At 41.0% G+C, this 19,523-nt stretch carries 13 protein-coding genes; 8 read left to right on the forward strand and 5 right to left on the reverse strand.

Features of this window, described 5'->3' with window-relative positions:
- On the forward strand, positions 1–3,144 hold the full coding sequence (locus J2Y37_RS06165; RefSeq protein ID WP_349032238.1) for an efflux RND transporter permease subunit: 3,144 nt from the start codon (positions 1–3) through the stop codon (positions 3,142–3,144).
- Between the two features lie 42 nt (positions 3,145–3,186).
- On the opposite strand, the gene J2Y37_RS06170 is transcribed toward J2Y37_RS06165, so the two are convergent.
- A complete protein-coding gene (locus J2Y37_RS06170) occupies positions 3,187–3,675 on the reverse strand; it encodes a glutathione peroxidase (RefSeq protein WP_004671491.1) in 489 nt (162 codons plus the stop codon).
- Complete coding sequence (gene msrB / locus J2Y37_RS06175; protein WP_004671492.1) at positions 3,672–4,091, reverse strand: peptide-methionine (R)-S-oxide reductase MsrB; 420 nt, start codon at positions 4,089–4,091, stop codon at positions 3,672–3,674. Before msrB ends, J2Y37_RS06170 begins: the two co-directional genes overlap by 4 nt.
- Positions 4,092–4,513: 422 nt before the next feature.
- Between msrB and J2Y37_RS06180 the strand changes: the two genes are divergently transcribed.
- The 7 genes from J2Y37_RS06180 to J2Y37_RS06210 all read left to right on the forward strand — a co-directional run bounded on the left by J2Y37_RS06180 (position 4,514) and on the right by J2Y37_RS06210 (position 15,699).
- Entirely contained in the window at positions 4,514–5,746 is a 1,233-nt protein-coding gene (locus J2Y37_RS06180) for a pyridoxal phosphate-dependent aminotransferase (protein WP_349032356.1), read from the forward strand.
- 336 nt (positions 5,747–6,082) lie between these two features.
- Positions 6,083–7,150, forward strand: coding sequence for an asparaginase (locus tag J2Y37_RS06185; protein ID WP_349032239.1), 1,068 nt, complete (start codon positions 6,083–6,085; stop codon positions 7,148–7,150).
- A gap of 183 nt (positions 7,151–7,333) precedes the next feature.
- Positions 7,334–10,897: a DNA polymerase III subunit alpha gene (dnaE, locus tag J2Y37_RS06190; protein ID WP_349032240.1), complete on the forward strand. Its 3,564-nt coding sequence runs from the start codon at positions 7,334–7,336 to the stop codon at positions 10,895–10,897.
- A 13-nt stretch (positions 10,898–10,910) separates the two neighbouring features.
- On the forward strand, positions 10,911–11,750 hold the full coding sequence (locus J2Y37_RS06195; protein ID WP_004671497.1) for an RNA methyltransferase: 840 nt from the start codon (positions 10,911–10,913) through the stop codon (positions 11,748–11,750).
- Positions 11,743–12,564, forward strand: a complete 822-nt coding sequence (cysE, locus tag J2Y37_RS06200) for a serine O-acetyltransferase (RefSeq protein ID WP_004671499.1) — start codon at positions 11,743–11,745, stop codon at positions 12,562–12,564. Before J2Y37_RS06195 ends, cysE begins: the two co-directional genes overlap by 8 nt.
- 105 nt (positions 12,565–12,669) lie before the next feature.
- The gene (locus J2Y37_RS06205; protein ID WP_349032241.1) at positions 12,670–13,569 is read left to right on the forward strand and encodes a hypothetical protein; all 900 of its coding nucleotides are present in this window, start codon (positions 12,670–12,672) and stop codon (positions 13,567–13,569) included.
- 117 nt (positions 13,570–13,686) lie between these two features.
- Positions 13,687–15,699 (forward strand): alpha/beta fold hydrolase, encoded by a 2,013-nt coding sequence (locus J2Y37_RS06210; RefSeq protein ID WP_349032242.1) that lies wholly within the window; start codon positions 13,687–13,689, stop codon positions 15,697–15,699.
- 61 nt (positions 15,700–15,760) lie between these two features.
- Here the strand turns inward: J2Y37_RS06210 and ahpF are convergent, their stop codons facing one another.
- The 3 genes from ahpF to J2Y37_RS06225 form a co-directional block, all read right to left on the reverse strand.
- Positions 15,761–17,326: an alkyl hydroperoxide reductase subunit F gene (gene ahpF / locus J2Y37_RS06215; protein WP_349032243.1), complete on the reverse strand. Its 1,566-nt coding sequence runs from the start codon at positions 17,324–17,326 to the stop codon at positions 15,761–15,763.
- 130 nt (positions 17,327–17,456) lie between these two features.
- Positions 17,457–18,371 carry a hypothetical protein gene (locus J2Y37_RS06220; protein ID WP_349032244.1) on the reverse strand — a complete coding sequence of 305 codons (915 nt, stop codon included), beginning with the start codon at positions 18,369–18,371 and terminating at the stop codon, positions 17,457–17,459.
- 20 nt (positions 18,372–18,391) lie between these two features.
- A complete protein-coding gene (locus J2Y37_RS06225) occupies positions 18,392–19,522 on the reverse strand; it encodes a toxic anion resistance protein (protein ID WP_349032245.1) in 1,131 nt (376 codons plus the stop codon).
- Position 19,523 lies beyond the last annotated feature (1 nt).

The raw sequence follows: 19,523 nt of genomic DNA on the forward strand, positions 1-19,523 counted from the left end.
ATGAATGTTTCCGCTTGGTCCATCCGCAACCCAATTCCAAGTATTCTATTATTCATTATGCTTGGCTTGGCAGGCCTGTTATGTTTTCACTGGATGAAAATCCAGCAATTCCCAGATATCGAATTGCCAATGGTGACGGTGACAGCCGCCTTGCCGGGGGCAGCACCACCTCAACTTGAAACTGAAGTCGCCCGTAAAATAGAAAACTCGATTGCAACTTTACAAGGTTTAAGAAATCAATATACCAATATTCAAGATGGTGTAGTGAGCGTTACCGCAGAGTTCGAATTGGAGAAACCGCTTCAAGAAGCTGTGGATGATGTTCGCAATGCAGTGTCACAGGTTCGCTCAGACTTACCAGCTGATTTAAGAGATCCAATTGTCAGCAAAATCAATCTGTCTGGTTCTCCGATCTTAACTTATGCGATTCAATCACCCAAAATGGACGAAGAAGCATTATCTTGGTTTGTCGACTATGATATTGCGCGTGCCATGCTTCAAGTCAAAGGTGTCGGTGCTGTCTCTCGTGTAGGTGGTGTCACCCGACAAATTGATGTCGAACTCGATCCTGAAAAATTATTGGCGCTCAATGCAACGGCGACAGACATTACCCGACAGCTTCGCTTGATCCAACAAGATGCTTCAGGTGGTGAAACCAAAATTGGCGGTAGTGAACAATCTATTCGTACCATTGCCACCGTAAAAACAGCGGCTGAAATTGGCGCGATGAATATCGCATTGAGTGATGGTCGGCATATCCGCTTAGATCAAGTCGCAACCATACGCGATGGAATAGCCGAACGACGTTCTGCTGCCCTTTTAAATGGACAACCTGTTATCGGATTTGAAATCACCCGGAGTAAAGGCGCGAGTGAAGTCGATGTTGAAAAAGGTGTCATCATTGCTTTGGATAAACTCAAAGCCGCTCATCCTGACATTGAAATCACTGAGGCTTTTAACTTTGTTAAACCTGTTGAAGATAACTACAAAGGTTCAATGTCTCTGCTATATGAAGGCGCAATTTTAGCAGTACTTGTGGTCTGGTTATTTCTACGAGATTGGCGTGCAACCATCATTGCTGCAACAGCTCTACCCCTCTCTATTTTACCCGCCATCATTGGCATGTATTACCTAGGTTTCACTCTCAATATCGTCACGCTACTTGCTATGTCTTTGGTGGTAGGGATATTGGTGGATGATGCGATTGTCGAAATTGAGAATATTATTCGGCATTTGAGGATGGGGAAAACCCCGTATGAAGCGGCCATGGAGGCTGCGGATGAAATTGGGCTTGCAGTTATCGCGACAACTTTTACCTTAATCGCCGTGTTTTTACCGACCGCATTTATGAGTGGCATCGCAGGTAAGTTCTTCGTTCAGTTTGGATGGACGGCATCCCTCGCAATTTTTGCCTCACTTTTGGTTGCGCGTTTACTTACCCCGATGATGGCAGCTTATATTCTTAAACCATGGATTGGAAAAATAGACCATCCATTGCCGACCTCATCGATAGAAGATCAAGGTCAAAGAGGTTTGGCCAAAGATCGTGAAAATGATGGTCGCGTCATGCGTGTGTATATGCGTTTAGTGACTTGGTGTTTAAACCATCGTTGGGTCACATTATTTGGCGCGATTGCTTTTTTTATTGGCTCGCTCATGCTCATTCCATTACTGCCAACAGGTTTCGTACCTCCGCCAGATACAGGACAAACCCAAGTTCGCGTAGAATTAACACCGGGTTCACAATTTTCGGAAACTTTAAAAACAGCAGAATACGCTCGCAACCTGATTAAAGACCACCCAGAAGTCAAAAGTGTCTATACCACTATTGGCGGTGGTGCAGCTGGTACAGATCCATTCGCAGGTGGTGCTTCCAGCGAACCTCGTAAAGCAACACTCACCATTCAAACCACTGAGCGCTCTGATCGATCTGCCAGTTTGCAACAAATTGAGGATGAAATCAGACAACGTTTAGCCCCACTCCCAGGTGCACGGATCCAAGTCGGTATCGCTGGAAACAACAGTCAATATCAACTGGCACTTTCAGGTGATGATCCAGAAGTTTTGATGGCAACTGCACGTAAACTTGAGCGTGAATTACGAACGATTCCAAATATTGGCAGTGTCACTTCAAGCGCCGCGTTGATTCGTCCTGAACTGGTTGTTCGCCCTGACTTTGCTAAAGCAGCAGATCTTGGTATCACCAGTTATGATATTGCTGAAACACTAAGAATCGCGACCGCTGGTGACTTTGACCAGAACTTATCAAAGTTGAATTTATCACAACGCCAAATACCGATTGTGATTAAACTTCCGTTGTCGGCACGTCAAGATGAAACGCTCATTAAACGCCTTATCATCAAAGGAAATAAAGGCCCAGTCATGTTAGGTAGCATCGCTGATGTCAATATTGAAAGTGGTCCTTCGCAGATTGACCGATTTAATCGTATGCGTAATATCAACCTGAATATTGAGCTCAACAATCAACCTTTAGGTGACGTGACCGCACAAGTTGATCAATTACCGACCATGAAAAACTTACCGCCAAGCGTAACACGCACCAATATCGGCGATGCTGAGGTGATGCAAGAACTATTTTCAAGTTTCGGTTTAGCGATGCTCACAGGTGTACTGTGTATTTATGTGGTGCTGGTGCTTTTATTCAAAGATTTCTTACAACCAATTACCATCTTAGTGGCATTACCTTTATCACTGGGTGGTGCATTTGTGTTGTTACTCTTGGCTAAAAGCAGTTTCTCTATGCCAAGTTTAATTGGCTTGATTATGCTGATGGGGATTGCGAGTAAGAACTCAATTCTCTTAGTCGATTACGCGATTATTGCGCGCAATGAAAAAGGCTACTCTCGTTTTAATGCCTTGTTGGATGCATGTCATAAACGTGCGCGTCCGATTATCATGACAACGTTAGCAATGGGCGCAGGTATGTTACCGATTGCATTGGGGATTGGCACAGACCCGAGTTTCCGCTCGCCAATGGCGATTTCAGTGATTGGAGGTCTGATTACCAGTACCTTCTTGTCACTACTGGTCATTCCTGTGGTGTATACCTTTATTGATGATATTAACCGCAAGCTACATAGCTTTAGGAAAGAAAAACCAACAATAGTCGAATCAACACACTAATGCAAAAAGACGGTCAAATGACCGTCTTTTTTATCTGTATTTTTATTTTTTCGCTAAAGCTTTTTCGATATCAGCTTCCAAAGCTTCTGGTTTCGTCGTTGGCGCATAACGTCCTAAGACCTCGCCATTACGTCCAACCAAAAATTTGGTGAAATTCCATTTAATATTACGACTCCCCAAAATACCTTTGGCTTCTCGTGTTAAAAAACGAAAAATTACATGTGCTTCAGGTCCTTTCACATCAACCTTTGCGAACATCGGAAAATCTACACCATAATTGCGTTGGCAAAATGTCCCAATCTCCTTATTGGTGCCCGGATCTTGTCCGCCAAACTGATTGCATGGAAAACCTAAAACTTCTAAGCCTTGAGATTTATATTTTTCATAAAGTTTCTCAAGCCCCGCAAATTGTGGGGTAAAGCCACACTTACTGGCTGTATTTACAATCAGCATGACCTTGCCTTTATAATCAGCGAGCGCTTTTATATCTCCCTCTAACAACTCAGCTTCAAACTGATAAATATTACTCATGGATAAGTTTCCTCGTCATTCTTTTCTTGTGTTTTAAGTTGTAATGATGCCGAATTTACGCAATAACGTAGACCAGTCGGTTGTGGGCCATCCTCAAAAACATGCCCTAAATGTGCGTCGCAATCATGGCAGACTATTTCTGTTCTGACCATACCATGAGACAAATCTTCGTGTTCTTCTACCGCAACGCTATCAATTGGACGATAGAAACTAGGCCAACCACAGCCACTGTCAAATTTTGTTTCAGAAGAAAATAATTCAGCGCCACAACAACGACATACATACACCCCATGTTGCTTATTATTCCAATATTGACCTGTAAAAGCAGGCTCTGTACCTTTCTTACGGGTAATACGATATTCTTCTGGCGATAGCTCTCTTTGCCATTCTCGGTCAGTTTTATTAACTTTTCCCATGACAGATTCCTTCTTATTTCACTATTTAAAATAGAATAATCCTATATTTACGTCATTCATTATAAAATTTCTAGTCTTAACGAAATAAGTTACAAAACACCCATAATTAGAAAGCAAAAAGAGAGCAAATTAACAAAATTAAGTAAGCATTTTTATTTCACATGTGCTTTCAAGCAAGCAAAAACAATGTTAATCTTAGTTCTATTCTTGCTTGAGATTAAAAAATGTCGCAAAAAAAAAGCGTTATTTTTAAAAGTCTACTGCCTGTGATTAAACAATATCAACAGGACGGATTTACGCATGAAAAAATTGTCACATTGCTTAGAGATCAACATGATCTTGATTTAGTCACAACTGAAACATTTAAAAGTTATTTATATCGCTATGCCAAAGTGAACCCCACTCTTTCCGAGAACACCAAGATGAATAACACGATTCAAACCCCACGAGAAATCAAAAAATCTTCTAAGCTCGAGCATGTTTGCTACGACATTCGTGGTCCTGTGTTACGAGCCGCCAATGAAATGGAAGAACAGGGTCATAAAATCATAAAATTAAATATTGGTAACCCTGCGCCTTTTGGTTTTGAAGCGCCGCAAGAGATCATCAATGATGTCGCTTTAAACTTGCCAAATGCAATTGGTTATACGGATTCAAAAGGGATTTTCCCTGCGCGTAAAGCTATTTGTCAGTATTACCAACAAAAAGGCATTTTTGATATGCACGTCAATGATGTGTATGTCGGGAATGGTGTCTCTGAACTGATCGTGATGGCCATGCAAGGCTTACTAAACGATGGCGACGAAATGCTGGTACCCATGCCCGATTATCCATTATGGACCGCAGCAGTAAACCTATCTGGTGGTACTGCCATTCACTATAAATGTGATGAAGAAAACTATTGGTATCCTGACATTGCGGATATGGAGAGTAAGATCACGCCGAATACTCGTGGGATCGTGGTGATTAACCCAAACAACCCAACAGGTTCAGTCTATCCACGCCATGTTCTTGCACAAATTGTTGCGTTGGCAAAGAAATACGATTTGATTTTATTTGCGGACGAGATTTACGACAAGATTATTTACGACGGCATTGAGCATGTAGCCGTAGCCGCTTTGGCAGGTGATCAACTATGTGTTTCATTCAATGGTTTATCAAAAGCCTATCGTATCGCAGGTTATCGTGCAGGTTGGATGGCGATTACAGGCAATAAAGCACGCGCAGCAGATTATATTGAAGGCTTAGACATGTTGGCATCTATGCGTTTATGTGCCAACCATCAAGCGCAATATGCTATTCAAACGGCTTTGGGCGGTTATCAATCGATTAACGACTTAATCCGTCCGGGTGGTCGTCTATATGAACAGCGAAATATTGCTTGGGAAATGCTTAATGAAATTCCGGGCGTGAGTTGTGTCAAACCTGAAGGTGCGATGTATTGTTTCCCTCGACTAGATCCTGATGTTTATCCAGTTGAAGATGATGAGGCTTTAATGTTGGATTTATTGAAAGCTGAAAAAGTGTTATTGGTACAAGGAACAGGATTTAATTGGCCGACACCAGACCATTTCCGTGTGGTATTTTTACCCGCAGAAAATGAACTACGAGAAGCAATTAACCGCTTAGGCCGCTTCTTAGCCACGCGTCGTTAATCAATAAAATTAAGAGCAATGTCTAAGCTAGACATTGCTTTTTTTATTTTAGACTACTCCGTCTGTAATTTGGAAAAATCGCACCAAGATGATGCAAAACCATGAGTTGCATTACAATTATATCCCAAACAACTGATATTGTTCGTTTTAACCTATTATTCGAGCACTATTAATAAAATTATCTATTCGGCTATTCAAGCAACTATTCGCCCTCGCAGCGCATCCCAATAAAAAATAAAATGCCAATGATTTAGCGACTAAAAATTCAAATAATAGTCGCAATGTCTGGCATAGGCATTGTGTTTAAATGGAAGATAAAATACAGGATTGTCATTAATGATTAATAAAACGGTTAAATCATTAGGGTTAGGATTAACTCTACTTGCCGCATCAGTTTCATTGTATGCAAAAAATAATGTGGTCGTTATCGCAACAGGCGGTACGATTGCAGGTGCAGGTGCAAGTTCGACCAACAGTGCAACCTATACAGCAGCAAAAGTACCTGTCGATGCATTAATCAATGCTGTACCTCAAATTAAAGATTTAGCCAATGTAAGTGGTGTACAAGCGTTACAGATCGCCTCTGAAAATATTACTGATAAAGAACTTTTATCTCTGGCAAGACAAGTCAACGATTTAGTCAAAAAACCGTCAGTGAATGGCATTGTCATTACGCATGGTTCTGATACGCTCGAAGAAACAGCGTTCTTCCTAAACCTTGTTATTCATACCGACAAACCAATTGTTCTAGTCGGTTCAATGCGTCCATCAACGGCTCTTTCTGCCGATGGTCCTCTCAACCTTTATAGTGCTGTTGCCCTTGCTTCATCTGATGAAGCTAAAAACAAAGGGGTATTGGTTCTGATGAATGATTCTATTTTTGCTGCGCGTGATGTCACCAAAGGAATCAATATTCATACCAATGCCTTTGTCAGCCAATGGGGTGCATTAGGTACTGTGGTTGAAAAGAAACCTTATTGGTTCCGAAATTCGTTAAAACGTCATACCACGACATCTGAGTTTAATATTGAAAATATTAAAGGCGATCAACTCCCTGTCGTTCAGATCGCTTATGGTTCTGACTCTATGATTACAGATGCTTATGTTGCTTATGCAAAAGCGGGCACCAAAGCAATTGTAAATGCGGGTACAGGTAATGGTTCAATCGCAAATTACATCGTACCTACATTAAAACAGTTACGTGATGAACAAGGCATTCAAATTATTCGTTCGTCTCGCGTCGCTCAAGGATTTGTCTTACGTAATGCAGAACAACCAGATGATAAATATGGTTGGGTCGCTGCACATGACTTAAATCCACAAAAAGCACGTATTTTGGCGGCTCTTGCGCTCACGAAAACCAATGATGCAAATGAGATCCAACGGATGTTCTGGGAATATTAATTTAAGCCTGTAATATTGAAGTCGATGGAATTAAACCGATGTATATGTCTAGATCACATATACATCGGTTTTTTCTTTGCTGTTTAAAATAAAAAGTCGATATGATCTTATTGCAAAAATATTAGACAACAGCCATACACAGAGCATGTTAGAATAATCGACGGTCGTGTTAAGGATAGATTTATGCAGTTTGTTCATCTTGGTATTCATACAGAATTTTCGATTACAGAATCGATTGTTCGCATACCTGATTTGGTCAAAGTTGCCGTAAAAGATGAAATGCCTGCACTGGCACTTACAGATTTATCTAACTTACATGCTGCTGTGAAATTTTATGAGGCTTGCCTAAAGAAAGGTATTAAACCAATTCTTGGCAGTGTGATCCGCCTAAATGATGCTGAACATAGAGCCACTTTATTAGCCATGAGTAATACAGGTTGGAGGAGTCTAACCGAAATCGTTTCTCGTGGCTTTATCGAAGGACAACAGCTCAGTATCCCCTGCGTGCAAAAGGATTGGATACTCGAACAATCTGAAGATTTAATCGTATTACTTGGGCAACGTAGTGATGTCGGGCAAATGCTCTGCTCATCCAACCCGCAAAAAGCTGAGCCATTATTAGAAGCTTGGATCGAAAAGTTTGGTAATCGCGTCTATTTGGCACTCACGCGTACTGAACGCGCTGACGAAGAAGATTTTATTCAGCAAGCCCTTAAACTTGCAGAAAAATATCAAATTGGTGTGGTTGCACATAATGATGTGCACTTTATCGAACAACATGATTATGATGCTCACGAAGCGCGTGTTTGTATCGCCGATGGTTATGTATTGGGTGATAATAAGCGCCCTAAAAACTTTAGTTCGGAACAGTATTTTAAAACTGGCGAACAAATGTCTGAACTATTTTCAGACATTCCGAGTGCGATCGCTAACAGTTATTACATTGCGCAACGTTGTAATGTCGCGTTGCAATTGGGTACTTATTTCTTACCCGACTTCCCGATTCCAGATGGTTATACCATTGATAGTTACTTCGAACATTTATCTCGTGAAGGCTTAGAAGAACGCCTTAATCATCTTTATCCGATTACAGAGCGCGATGAAGACTGGGCGGAAATTCGCAAGCCCTATGATGAGCGAATTAAGTATGAAGTCGATATTATCCTGAAAATGGGTTTCCCCGGATATTTCTTGATCGTCATGGACTTTATTCAATGGGCCAAAAATAATGGTGTGCCTGTTGGTCCCGGACGTGGTTCGGGTGCAGGGTCTTTGGTCGCATATAGTTTAAAAATTACCGATCTTGATCCCCTGCGATATGACCTTCTCTTTGAACGTTTCTTAAATCCTGAACGTGTCTCAATGCCCGATTTCGATGTCGATTTCTGTATTGCAGGTCGTGACCGTGTCATCGAATACGTCGCTCAAAACTATGGTCGTGAAGCGGTTTCACAGATCGCCACGTTCGGTACGATGGCTGCAAAAGGTGCGATTCGAGATGTCGCACGTGTATTGAGTAAATCTTATGGTTTAGCCGATCGTATTTCAAAAATGGTACCAACCAAACCGCTTGGTGTTGATTTGGCGACAGCTATCGACATGGAACCGCAACTTAAAGATATTGTCACCAATCCTTCAAATCCAGATCATGACGATGCCGCTGAGATTTGGGAAATGGCGCTCAAACTCGAAGGGATCACGCGTAACACTGGTAAACATGCTGGTGGTGTGGTGATTGCACCGGGAAAAATTACCGACTATTCAGCTGTTCTGTGTGAAGCTGATGGTACTGGCCGTGTTGCACAATATGACAAAGATGACGTTGAAGCCGCTGGTCTGGTCAAGTTTGACTTCTTGGGTTTGCGTAACCTGACTGTAATCGAAGATGCTGTTCAAAATATCAATAAACGGATCAAGTCGGCAGTTCCTTTAAATATTGTTGATGTGCCATTGGATGATAAAGATGCCTATCTTGTGTTTGCCAATGCAAATACAACTGCGGTGTTCCAGTTTGAATCCGTCGGCATGAAAAAAATGCTGAAGGAAGCACGACCAAGCAAATTTGAAGAAATTATTGCCTTCGTTTCCTTATATCGTCCGGGTCCAATGGATCTTATTCCTGACTTTATCCATCGTATGCATGGTGGTGAGTTTGAATATCTGCATCCTTTACTTGAAGGTGTATTAGAACCAACCTACGGTATTATGGTTTATCAAGAACAGGTGATGCAGGCTGCACAGATCTGTGCGGGCTATACGCTTGGTGGTGCAGATTTACTCCGTCGTGCGATGGGAAAAAAGAAACCCGAAGAAATGGTAAAACAACGCCAAATCTTTACTGAAGGTGCAGGACAAAAAGGCATTGATGTCGCAACTGCCAACCATATCTTCGACTATATGGAAAAGTTCGCAGGTTATGGCTTTAACAAATCCCACGCCGCAGCGTATGCCTTAGTTGCATACCATACAGCTTGGTTAAAAGCGCATTACCCTGCTGAGTTTATGGCAGCGGTACTGTCATCGGAAATGCAAAATACCGACAGTATTGTATTTTTAATTGATGACTGTCGTAATAACAAATTAGACGTGCTTCCACCTTCGGTAAATATGTCGTTGTATCACTTCCATGCCAGTGATGAACAAACGATTGTGTATGGACTCGGTGCGATTAAAGGTGTCGGCGAACAGGCGATGCAGTCTGTGATCGACTCACGCACCAAAGAAGGTCCTTATAAAGATTTATTTGATTTCTGCCATCGTATTGATCTGAAAAAAATCAACAAACGTACCTTAGAAGCTTTGATCCGTGCAGGTGCACTGGATTGTTTAGGTATTGAACGTTCAAGCCTCATGGCGCAACTTCCTGAAGCGGTGCAAGCTGCTGAACAAGCCCGAAGCAACCGCGAAACGGGGATCATGGACTTGTTTGGTGAAGTTGAAGAAGTTCAACGCAAACCCGCCAAACCCGTTAAACCGTGGGCGGATGAAGTTCGCCTAAAAGGTGAAAAAGATACGCTTGGTTTGTACTTAACAGGTCATCCAATTGATGTCTACCGCCCTGAATTAAAATCATTTGTACCTGCCAAACTCAATGAACTCACACCGACACGTCGCGGTGTTACCACTGTTTTTGCTGGATTGGTTGTTGACATTGCAAACTTTCCAAACCGTATTATGATCACCTTAGATGACGGTACAGCTCGTGTTGAGATCAGTTGTAATCACGAACGTTTCCAACGCTATAAAGAGATCGTTCGACCAGATCAGGTTGTAGTGATTGAGGGTGAAATTTACGAACGTGAAGGCTTCGACCGCCCAATGGCAAGGTTAAGCAAGGCCTTTAGTTTAAATGAGATTCGTCAAAAACGCGCCCAAAGTATCCAAGTTCGCTTAAGCCACGATTTAATGACAAAATCATTGGCCAAAGATCTGCAAACTCTGCTTTTACCCTATTGTAATATTGATATGTGCCAACATATTGGCCTACACATGCAAATTGAACAAAGCTTTGCAACAGCAGAATTACACTTAGGTGCGCAGTGGAAAGTTGCACCTCTAGATGAATTGCTGGCAAAGTTGCGTGATTATTTTGGTAAAGATGCAATTTTTATTGAATATCAAGTGAAATCAAAAGCAGCAAAAGTGGCTGAAGCACCTAAAGTCAGTGTTGTTGCCCCACCACCTGAAAATATGTCAATGGATGAAGCTTTAGATCTTTATCAAACTGAAATCTCTCAATATTCTTAAATTTGGATGATATATGAACCTGTTTGACTCAAACAACGTGTCCAAACATTTGGATCATGTGCGTATTGTCATGGTCAATACGACACTACCTGCAAATATTGGTAGTGCGTTACGTGCAATGAAAACGATGGGACTATCTAAACTTGTCTTAGTTGCACCCAAAACTTATCCGCATCCAGATATTGATGCCTTGGCAGCAGGCGCTCAAGACCTCATTGAACAGATCGAAATTGTGGACACTTTAGAAGACGCGATTCAAGACTGTCATTTGGTTTTTGGTACCAGTGCGCGTAGTCGCACGATTCCTTGGCCACTACTCGATGTTCGCCCTGCTGCAAAAGAAGCGTTGCAAGCCGCAAAGCAACAACAAAATATTGCGATTGTCTTTGGTCGTGAAGATCGTGGCTTAACCAACGAAGAATTGGCTTTGGCAAATTATCACTTAACCATTCCTGTTGATCCTGAATATGGCGTGCTCAATGTGGCTCAAGCCATTCAGGTGGTTTGTTATGAGTTACGTATGGCTGCACTTGAACAAAATACGCAAGCACTCAGCATGCCAGATGACCACATGCAACTCAAACAACAACAAAGTATGCAGTGGGATGAACCTCTCGTAAATCAACAGCAAATGGAAGAGTTTTATCCCCATTTAGAAAAAATGCTCACAGAAATTGAGTTTTTAGATCCAAATAATCCCCGTTTACTTCCATTACGCTTGCGTCGTTTATTTGGAAGGATACAATTAGATCGTATGGAATATCATTTATTACGCGGAATATTTAGTCGAGTGCAAGCACTTGCGAATGGTTCGTGGAAAAAAAACACGAAGGAGGATCAGTCCAATGATTAAACAGCTCAAAGAAGATATCGAAGCTGTATTTGCACGTGATCCTGCTGCACGCAATACACTCGAAGTTTTGACCACTTATCCAGGTATTCATGCATTGATTATGCATCGCATGGCACATGAGTTATGGAAAAAAGAATATAAAGGCACTGCCCGCCTGCTGTCGTCTTTTAGTCGCTTTGCAACAGGTATCGAAATCCATCCGGGTGCGAAAATTGGCAAACGTTTCTTCATAGATCATGGCATGGGTGTTGTGATTGGTGAAACTGCTGAGATTGGCAATGATGTAACCCTATACCACGGTGTGACTTTAGGTGGTACGACGTGGAACAAAGGTAAACGTCATCCTACTTTAGAAGATGGCGTGGTAGTTGGTGCAGGAGCAAAAATTTTAGGGCCTTTTACGGTACACAAAGGTGCAAAAGTCGGTTCCAATGCTGTAGTAACAAAAGAAGTCCCTGCTGGTGTAACCGCTGTAGGTAGTCCTGCTCGTTATATTTTCAAACAACCAGCAACAGTAGAGCAAACTGAACAAGAAGCACTGCGTCGAGATTATGCAGAGAGTATTGGGTTTGAACCCTATGCAACAACTGAAGAGCAAGCTGATCCAATTCTAGAAGGTATTCGTGTTCTACTTGATCGTATGCAGAACAATGAAAAACGGATGAATACGCTTTGTCAAAGACTCTCGCTACTCGATCCAACATTTAAAGGTCAGAACTCTAAAACTCAACCGTTTAGTAAAGAAGAGTTAAAAATTATTGAAGAAGTTCGACGAGAATGTGAAGCGCAAAGTATTCCATCAAAAACGGAATAAATTATAAAAATACAACATGCCATACATTGCAAGTTGGTTTCGCTTTTCCTAGACTAGCGAAACCAACTTCTTTTACCACCTTACTAGAATTAATGGATGTAGATCATGAATTTTAAGCCTTTGGCATTACTCGTACTTTCAACCTCATTTCTAACGGCATGCGGTATTGCGCCAACCAAAAAAGAAAGTGTTGCTGAACCTTTTGTATTTAAAGAACCTGATCCTACTCCAGCTTTTTATGCTTTAAATCCAATCCAGTATGATGCACCGCCAAGTTTTGAATTGGCGATTAAAGATGCCACAGCTCAACCAGTGACCAAAATGGTGGTTTCACTACAAAATGATCCGTCTAAATCAATGACTTTGGATGTAAACAAACTTATTGTTCCAACGATTGATAGCAAACAACGTAGTATGAAGTATGCCGTACTCGCTGGTGATAATGAAATCGATGTCACTGAAATCGATGATTTTTTACAATTGGTTGAAGGTAAGGCTCGTCATTACCCACCACGTTTCCCTGATCGTCAAGAACGTAAAGGTTATGAAACTAAACTCAAAGAAATTACCCATAAACTCGATGCTTTAGCAGAAAAACCAAATGCATCATTTGATGTATTAACACGTGCGTTTAAAGCCAGTGTGATGGCGCGCAACTTAGATTTGGGTACATCTTATACTTCTAAATCTTTAAATTACGCGCAACGCATTCTTGCCATTAGCCCAAATGATCCCGAAATCAATTTCTGGTTCGGTTTTGGTTTATCTGAAGGTGGCGGTCAACGTGAAGCGATTCCGTATTTAGACAAAGCAATCAAAGGCGGAGTTCAAGAGGCTTATCTTTCTGCTGCTAATAACTATCTTTGGTTAGAACAGAAGAAAAATGCAATTCAAACATTAAAGAACTATAAAATTAAATTTCCAGATGAAGCAGAAGTCGCTGATCGTTTAATTCGTGAAGTAGAATCTGGTAAACGCTGGAATGTTTGGCAAGTCATGAACTAATTTCATCTTCGCTTTAAATATAAATAGGCTGTCTAGTACAGCCTATTTTTTATTCATTGAAAAAACATCTTATTTCAGTATTATAACTACAACCAATCTCGTGACCTGTGCTGATCCATGATGCAAGCATTTACCCCCAATAAACGTCTATTTGTTATCAGTTTACTCAGTACCCTCATGTTCAGTGGATGTCAGGTTGTCAGCCTAAAAGAACAAGCATTGAATGTCACCATTGCCAATGAACGTAACAGCATCTTGACACAAAAAAAACTCAGTGAGGCCAGCCTCAATGTGCTTTCGATGTCAGGTAAAGCCGCTAAGATTTGTATGGAAACCCCCAATGAATGCGTAGCTGATTTACATGAAATCCCACAAATATTAGATGAACAATTACTATCAACCGCAAGTGAGTTATATCTTGCCAAAGCCATGGCGTTATCAGAGTCATCTGCATGCAAAGTCAGCAAACTGACCAAGCATAAAGCTGAAGAAGAACAAAAAACGATCCAACAAGCTTATGAGCAATGTCTAGATCAAGAACTAGATGCTTTGGATAAAACGATTCGTTACAGTTATGCCTATTTATTTAAAACCACTCGCCAACCACAAGAGCGTCTATTTGATAACCGTCAGGTACAAATTCGGGATTTTTATAACCAAGCTTTAGCTAGGCTGGTACAAGTTCACAAAGTTCGATACCCTAAACAAGCATTTGAGCCAACGATTAAAATTGGAAAAAGCACCTATTCACTTGATTTAAATGAATATCAACGTTTACAAAATGAGAGCCTAGAACAGTTTGTTTCTAGCTATAACATGAACTTCTCAGGCTTACGTGCACTTAACCGTCGTGATGGCTTCGGTTCTGATTTTGTTGCGGTCTTTGCCACGTCAGACCGTAAGCATGAGAACCAATATATACTCGATCCATTAAACTATGACTTCCCTAATGGCATAAATCCCAATATCCATCCAGCACGTTATCTGGCTTCGACCATCATTGCCCAACCCAAAAAAGCTGCTGCAACTGTCAATGACGTTTTAACCAGTCCTGAATTTGAAATTAAAGCTTATGATCCTTATAACACTGAAAAAGTAACCATCGCAGGTAAACCCTACTCACTTGCAGCAAATTTTTCTGCACCGTATGGACTTTGGTTAGCAGAAAATAATTTAGGTGTGGCAGCATATTTAAGCTTGATTGATCGAGATCAACGTTTAACCATGCCACATCTATACATGTTAGAGCCGTACAACCCAAATAAGAAAATAATCGTGCTCGTTCATGGTCTTGCAAGTAGCCCTGAGGCTTGGATTGCGGTCACCAATGATATTATGGGCGATACTGTTTTACGTGAACAATATCAAGTCTGGCAAGTTTTTTACTCAACCAATATGCCAATCTTAGAAAGCCGTTTTCAGATTTATGCACTATTAAAACAGGCATTTTCCTCATTAAATCCCAAAGATGCCGCAGCAAAAGATGCTGTTCTCATTGGTCATAGTATGGGCGGGATTATTAGTCGACTTCTGGTCAGCGATGTTGATCTGTCCAAACAAGCGTTAGCAATGATGAGTAGTCGTCAGCAAACACAACTGAGAAAACATCCCGCGATTAGCGAACGACTCAAAATGAAGCCAATTACAAACTTTGATCGGGCTATTTTCTTGGCTTCACCACATCGTGGTACGGATTATGCTGATCGTTGGTTTACTTTAGCTGCGCGTAAAATCATTCGTTTACCTGCAACTTTCTTAACCACGTTGGCGGATACATTGACCAGTGATGATATGGAGCTTAAAGACTTTGTAAAAACGCTGACCAGTGATGTTATTCAAAATGGCCCAAGTGATTTAAGCAAAAAATCAAAATTCATGGAATTGACTGCCGATATTCCACCTGAAAAAGGCTTAGTTTTCCATTCAATTATGGGCAATATTACCAAAAGTGACGATCCCAATATCATTACTGATGGCATCGTTCCTTATAAAAGTGCGCATTTAGATGGTGCTGTCTCTGAAAAAATCTTACATGGTGGACATTCGATTCAGGAAACGCCTGAAGCGATCTTAGAATTACGTCGGATTCTGCGTCAACATCTTGTTGATCATGGTTTATATAAACCTTAACGCAATAATAAAAAATGCCCAAACGCAAGTTTGGGCATTTTTATAAGAAAATTACGAACTGTTAATTACCCGAACGAATCATATAATCAAAAGCAGAGAGTGATGCTTTAGCGCCTTCACCCGTCGCAATGATGATTTGCTTATAAGGTACAGTGGTACAGTCACCCGCAGCAAACACACCTTTGACATTGGTTTCATTACGATCATTTACTATGATTTCACCACGATTACTCAACTCAACTGCACTGTCTTTCAAGAAATCGGTGTTTGGTAATAAACCAATCTGAACGAAGATCCCTGCAAGCTCTACCGTGTGCTCAATATCAGTTGCACGATCTTTATACTTCAAGCCAGTGACTTGAGAACCATCACCCAACACTTCAGTACTTAATGCGTTCAGAATCACGGTGGTATTTGGCAAACTATTTAATTTGTTCTGCAACACTTGATCGGCACGAAGTTTGGTATCAAATTCCACCAACGTGACATGCTCAACGATACCAGCAAGGTCAATTGCTGCTTCCACACCTGAGTTCCCGCCACCAATCACCGCAACACGCTTACCTTTGAAGAGTGGACCGTCACAGTGCGGGCAATACGCCACACCACGAGTACGGTATTCTACTTCACCTGGTACATTCATTTCTCTCCAACGCGCACCTGTAGAAAGAATAATGGTTTTTGATTCAAGCTTGGCACCATTTTCAAGTTCAACTTCAACCAAGCCAGATGCTGTTTGATCTGCACCGATGATTTTGCTGACACGTTGCAAGTTCATGATATCGACATCATATTCACGCACATGCGCTTCCATCTCGGCAGCAAACTTAGGGCCGACGGTTTTTTGTACAGAAGTAAAGTTTTCGATATCCATGGTATCCATCACCTGACCGCCAAAGCGCTCTGCCACGATACCGGTATTGATCCCTTTACGGGCAGCATAGATCGCTGCGGTTGCCCCAGCAGGACCTCCACCGATCACCAAGACATCAAAGGCATCTTTGGCATTGATCGCTGCTGCATCTTTCTCAGCTGAGTTGGTGTCTAACTTAGCAAGGATTTCTTCCAAAGTCATGCGACCTTGACCAATGTGTTGATCATCTTGGAATACCATTGGTACAGCCAAGATTTTGCGTTGTTCCACTTCGTCTTGGAAGAATGCACCATCAATCATGGTGGTGGTGGTATTTGGATTGTTGATCGCGATCAAATTCAATGCCTGAACCACATCTGGACAGTTATGACAGCTCAATGAGATAAACACATCAAAGTTTGCCGCGAGATTTAAGCCTTTAATTTGGTTTAAAACCTCATCAGAGACTTTAGGGGCATAACCAGACACTTGTAATAATGCCAAGATCAAAGAGGTAAACTCATGTCCCATCGGCAAGCCAGCAAAGAATACACGTGGCTGTTCGCCTGCTTTCGCCACCCCAAAACTCGGACGGCGAGCGTTTGAACCATCAAAACGCGCGGTTACTTGCTCAGATAACTCAGCAATTTCGGTGACAAGTTCTTTGATTTTTACAGCTTTGTCGGAATCATCTAAAGCAGCAACCAACTCGATCGGACTTTCTAAACGTTCTAAGTAAGCTTTTAATTGCGTTTTAATATTTTGATCTAACATCGATGTCTCCAAATTCTCAACAATTCAAGTCGGCTAAATTCATTCAATGAGGCTATAGTACGCAAAAGCACTAAATAGGTAAAACAGTATGTTTTTATGGGTTTGATCGGATAAACCGAACGCAGTTTAACTACACATCAAGTTTATGCGTAATTCGATCACGTCGATTTTTCAAATGTTTAGCAAGCGTATATAAGATTCCACTTAAGCCAAGTACAAGTGCAATCATTCCCCACAGGATGACATTTACGATCCTTGAGAACTGTTGCGCCTGTTGAGCTCGTGTATCTAATGCCTGTGTCGTCGCTGTAACGCTTCTACCATAAAGTTGCTGCTGCATCACCCATAATTGCTCAGGCTGAAAGTCATATTGATTAAATTGAATTGGATTATTTTTTTCAGCTTCAACGAGCTGATTGACATAGACATTTGCTGTCTTACGGTCAACAGATGGATGTAACAACGCCACCTGAGCCAACACGTAGGCTTTTTCTGTTGGAGAGATATTGGTTCGCTGTAAATCTTGAGCAATTTGACTCTCAATAATATTGGTTCGATAACTCATCCATTGTTGATATGCTTGTTCAGTATCATCGCTCCAGTCATATTGCAGATAACTTAGACCTGACCAAATCAAAATAAATGCGATCAACCATGCGACAAAACGTTGCGTCCATGATTGAAAACGGCGTTGAAAAAACTTCAGTTTCTTAGCCCAATACACAAGCAAAAAAGCACCAATCAGTGCCCCAAAAACTTTAACAAACAGCCACCCTACCCATGACAACAGATTAAAGAAATAATCGATAGGCTCTTTAAAAGGGATTAAATCTTGTACGTGATAAGGTAAGTCTAAAACTTGAACATGTGTAGAGAGATCAAAAAAACGATAGATCATCTCTTTTTGAAAAAATAAGGAGACCCCAATGGCTATCACTAAGGTTATACTGAGAAAAAACCAGATCATAAGATGACTTTGGCGCTTTGCTAAAGTCTCTAAACGTTGCTCTATCGGTTGAACACTAAAGTCATCTATAGGTGACAATGATTTTTCCTCTTATAACATCAAGACTTTGGCGAATTTTGCCCACTATTTTCCAGCACCAAATGATTTAGATTGTCCTGCAAGGCACGTAAACGAGTAGTTGCCTCAGCACGTTTTTGCATACCTTCTTTCTGGATTTGGATCACATCATTTACTGTATTAATGAGGGTGTTTTGTACATGTTCAAGTGTTTCAACATCAATCACTGAACGTTGATTAGCCTTGGCAGTATCTACTGAATTTTGATGCAACAATTCAGCATTACGGCGCAATAACTCATTGGTTGTGTCATCAATTGCTTTAGCAAGTTGCACACTATTTTTTTGCTCTTGCAATGAAATTGCTAAGCTAATCTGATTTTTCCATGCAGGTAAGGTAATATTTTTAATCGCATAAAACTTGTCGACTAGCATCAGGTTATTCGATTGAATAATACGAATCATCGGCAAGGTTTGCATGGCTGAGTGTTGCAACACCTGTAAATCACTGACTCTTTTTTCAAGATTATTCGCCAAATGATTTAAATCATAGACTTTTTGCGTTGTTTGTTGATCTTGCTCTTGTACAGTTAAGGTCGAGATTTGCTGTTGGATATCATGCTGTTTAAGCTGACCAGCTGCGATATAAACACCAAGTTGTTTATATTCCTCTTGTACTGCATCAAACATTTTATCCAGTGTACCCACACGTGCTTTCAAGCCCGATTGAGAACTTTCGATCTCTTTGACTAACGCATCGATCTGTTCTTTTGTGGTATTAAAATGCTGATCAAAGCTTTGTTTAGCATTTTTAAACTTACTTAGTATCCCACCAAAGAAACCTGAGCTTTTTGATTTATTTAAAATACTCGAAGTATTCAGTTGTTGGGCAACCTGTACGACTTCATTTAACTTCTGCCCAGTTGTATCCAAATCCTTATTTTGTACAAGGCTCAGTAACTCATCGGTATAAGTTGAAGTTTTGCTTGCAATATTCTTTCCATACTCCGCCACAACTGTGGTACTAATATCATTCAGTTCTTTATGCGCACTCATCACTTCAGCGAAGTCTTGTGGTTGTAAGCCCAATTCTTTTAAATTGAGTTGTTCAAATCGTTGCTCTTGATTCACAACCAACTCGTTTGATGATGGTATTAACTCTGAATTTGACATA

Source organism: Acinetobacter sp. 3657, from assembly GCF_031456775.1.
Taxonomy (GTDB): Bacteria; Pseudomonadota; Gammaproteobacteria; order Pseudomonadales; family Moraxellaceae; genus Acinetobacter.

Coding starts and splice junctions, on each gene's coding strand:
- ahpF (WP_349032243.1), bottom strand. CDS start 17,326: ATGTTAGATCAAAATATTAAAACGCAATTAAAAGCTTACTTAGAACGT.
- J2Y37_RS06210 (WP_349032242.1), top strand. CDS start 13,687: ATGATGCAAGCATTTACCCCCAATAAACGTCTATTTGTTATCAGTTTA.
- J2Y37_RS06225 (WP_349032245.1), bottom strand. CDS start 19,522: ATGTCAAATTCAGAGTTAATACCATCATCAAACGAGTTGGTTGTGAAT.
- J2Y37_RS06205 (WP_349032241.1), top strand. CDS start 12,670: ATGAATTTTAAGCCTTTGGCATTACTCGTACTTTCAACCTCATTTCTA.
- J2Y37_RS06170 (WP_004671491.1), bottom strand. CDS start 3,675: ATGAGTAATATTTATCAGTTTGAAGCTGAGTTGTTAGAGGGAGATATA.
- cysE (WP_004671499.1), top strand. CDS start 11,743: ATGATTAAACAGCTCAAAGAAGATATCGAAGCTGTATTTGCACGTGAT.
- dnaE (WP_349032240.1), top strand. CDS start 7,334: ATGCAGTTTGTTCATCTTGGTATTCATACAGAATTTTCGATTACAGAA.
- J2Y37_RS06165 (WP_349032238.1), top strand. CDS start 1: ATGAATGTTTCCGCTTGGTCCATCCGCAACCCAATTCCAAGTATTCTA.
- J2Y37_RS06180 (WP_349032356.1), top strand. CDS start 4,514: ATGAATAACACGATTCAAACCCCACGAGAAATCAAAAAATCTTCTAAG.
- J2Y37_RS06195 (WP_004671497.1), top strand. CDS start 10,911: ATGAACCTGTTTGACTCAAACAACGTGTCCAAACATTTGGATCATGTG.
- msrB (WP_004671492.1), bottom strand. CDS start 4,091: ATGGGAAAAGTTAATAAAACTGACCGAGAATGGCAAAGAGAGCTATCG.
- J2Y37_RS06185 (WP_349032239.1), top strand. CDS start 6,083: ATGATTAATAAAACGGTTAAATCATTAGGGTTAGGATTAACTCTACTT.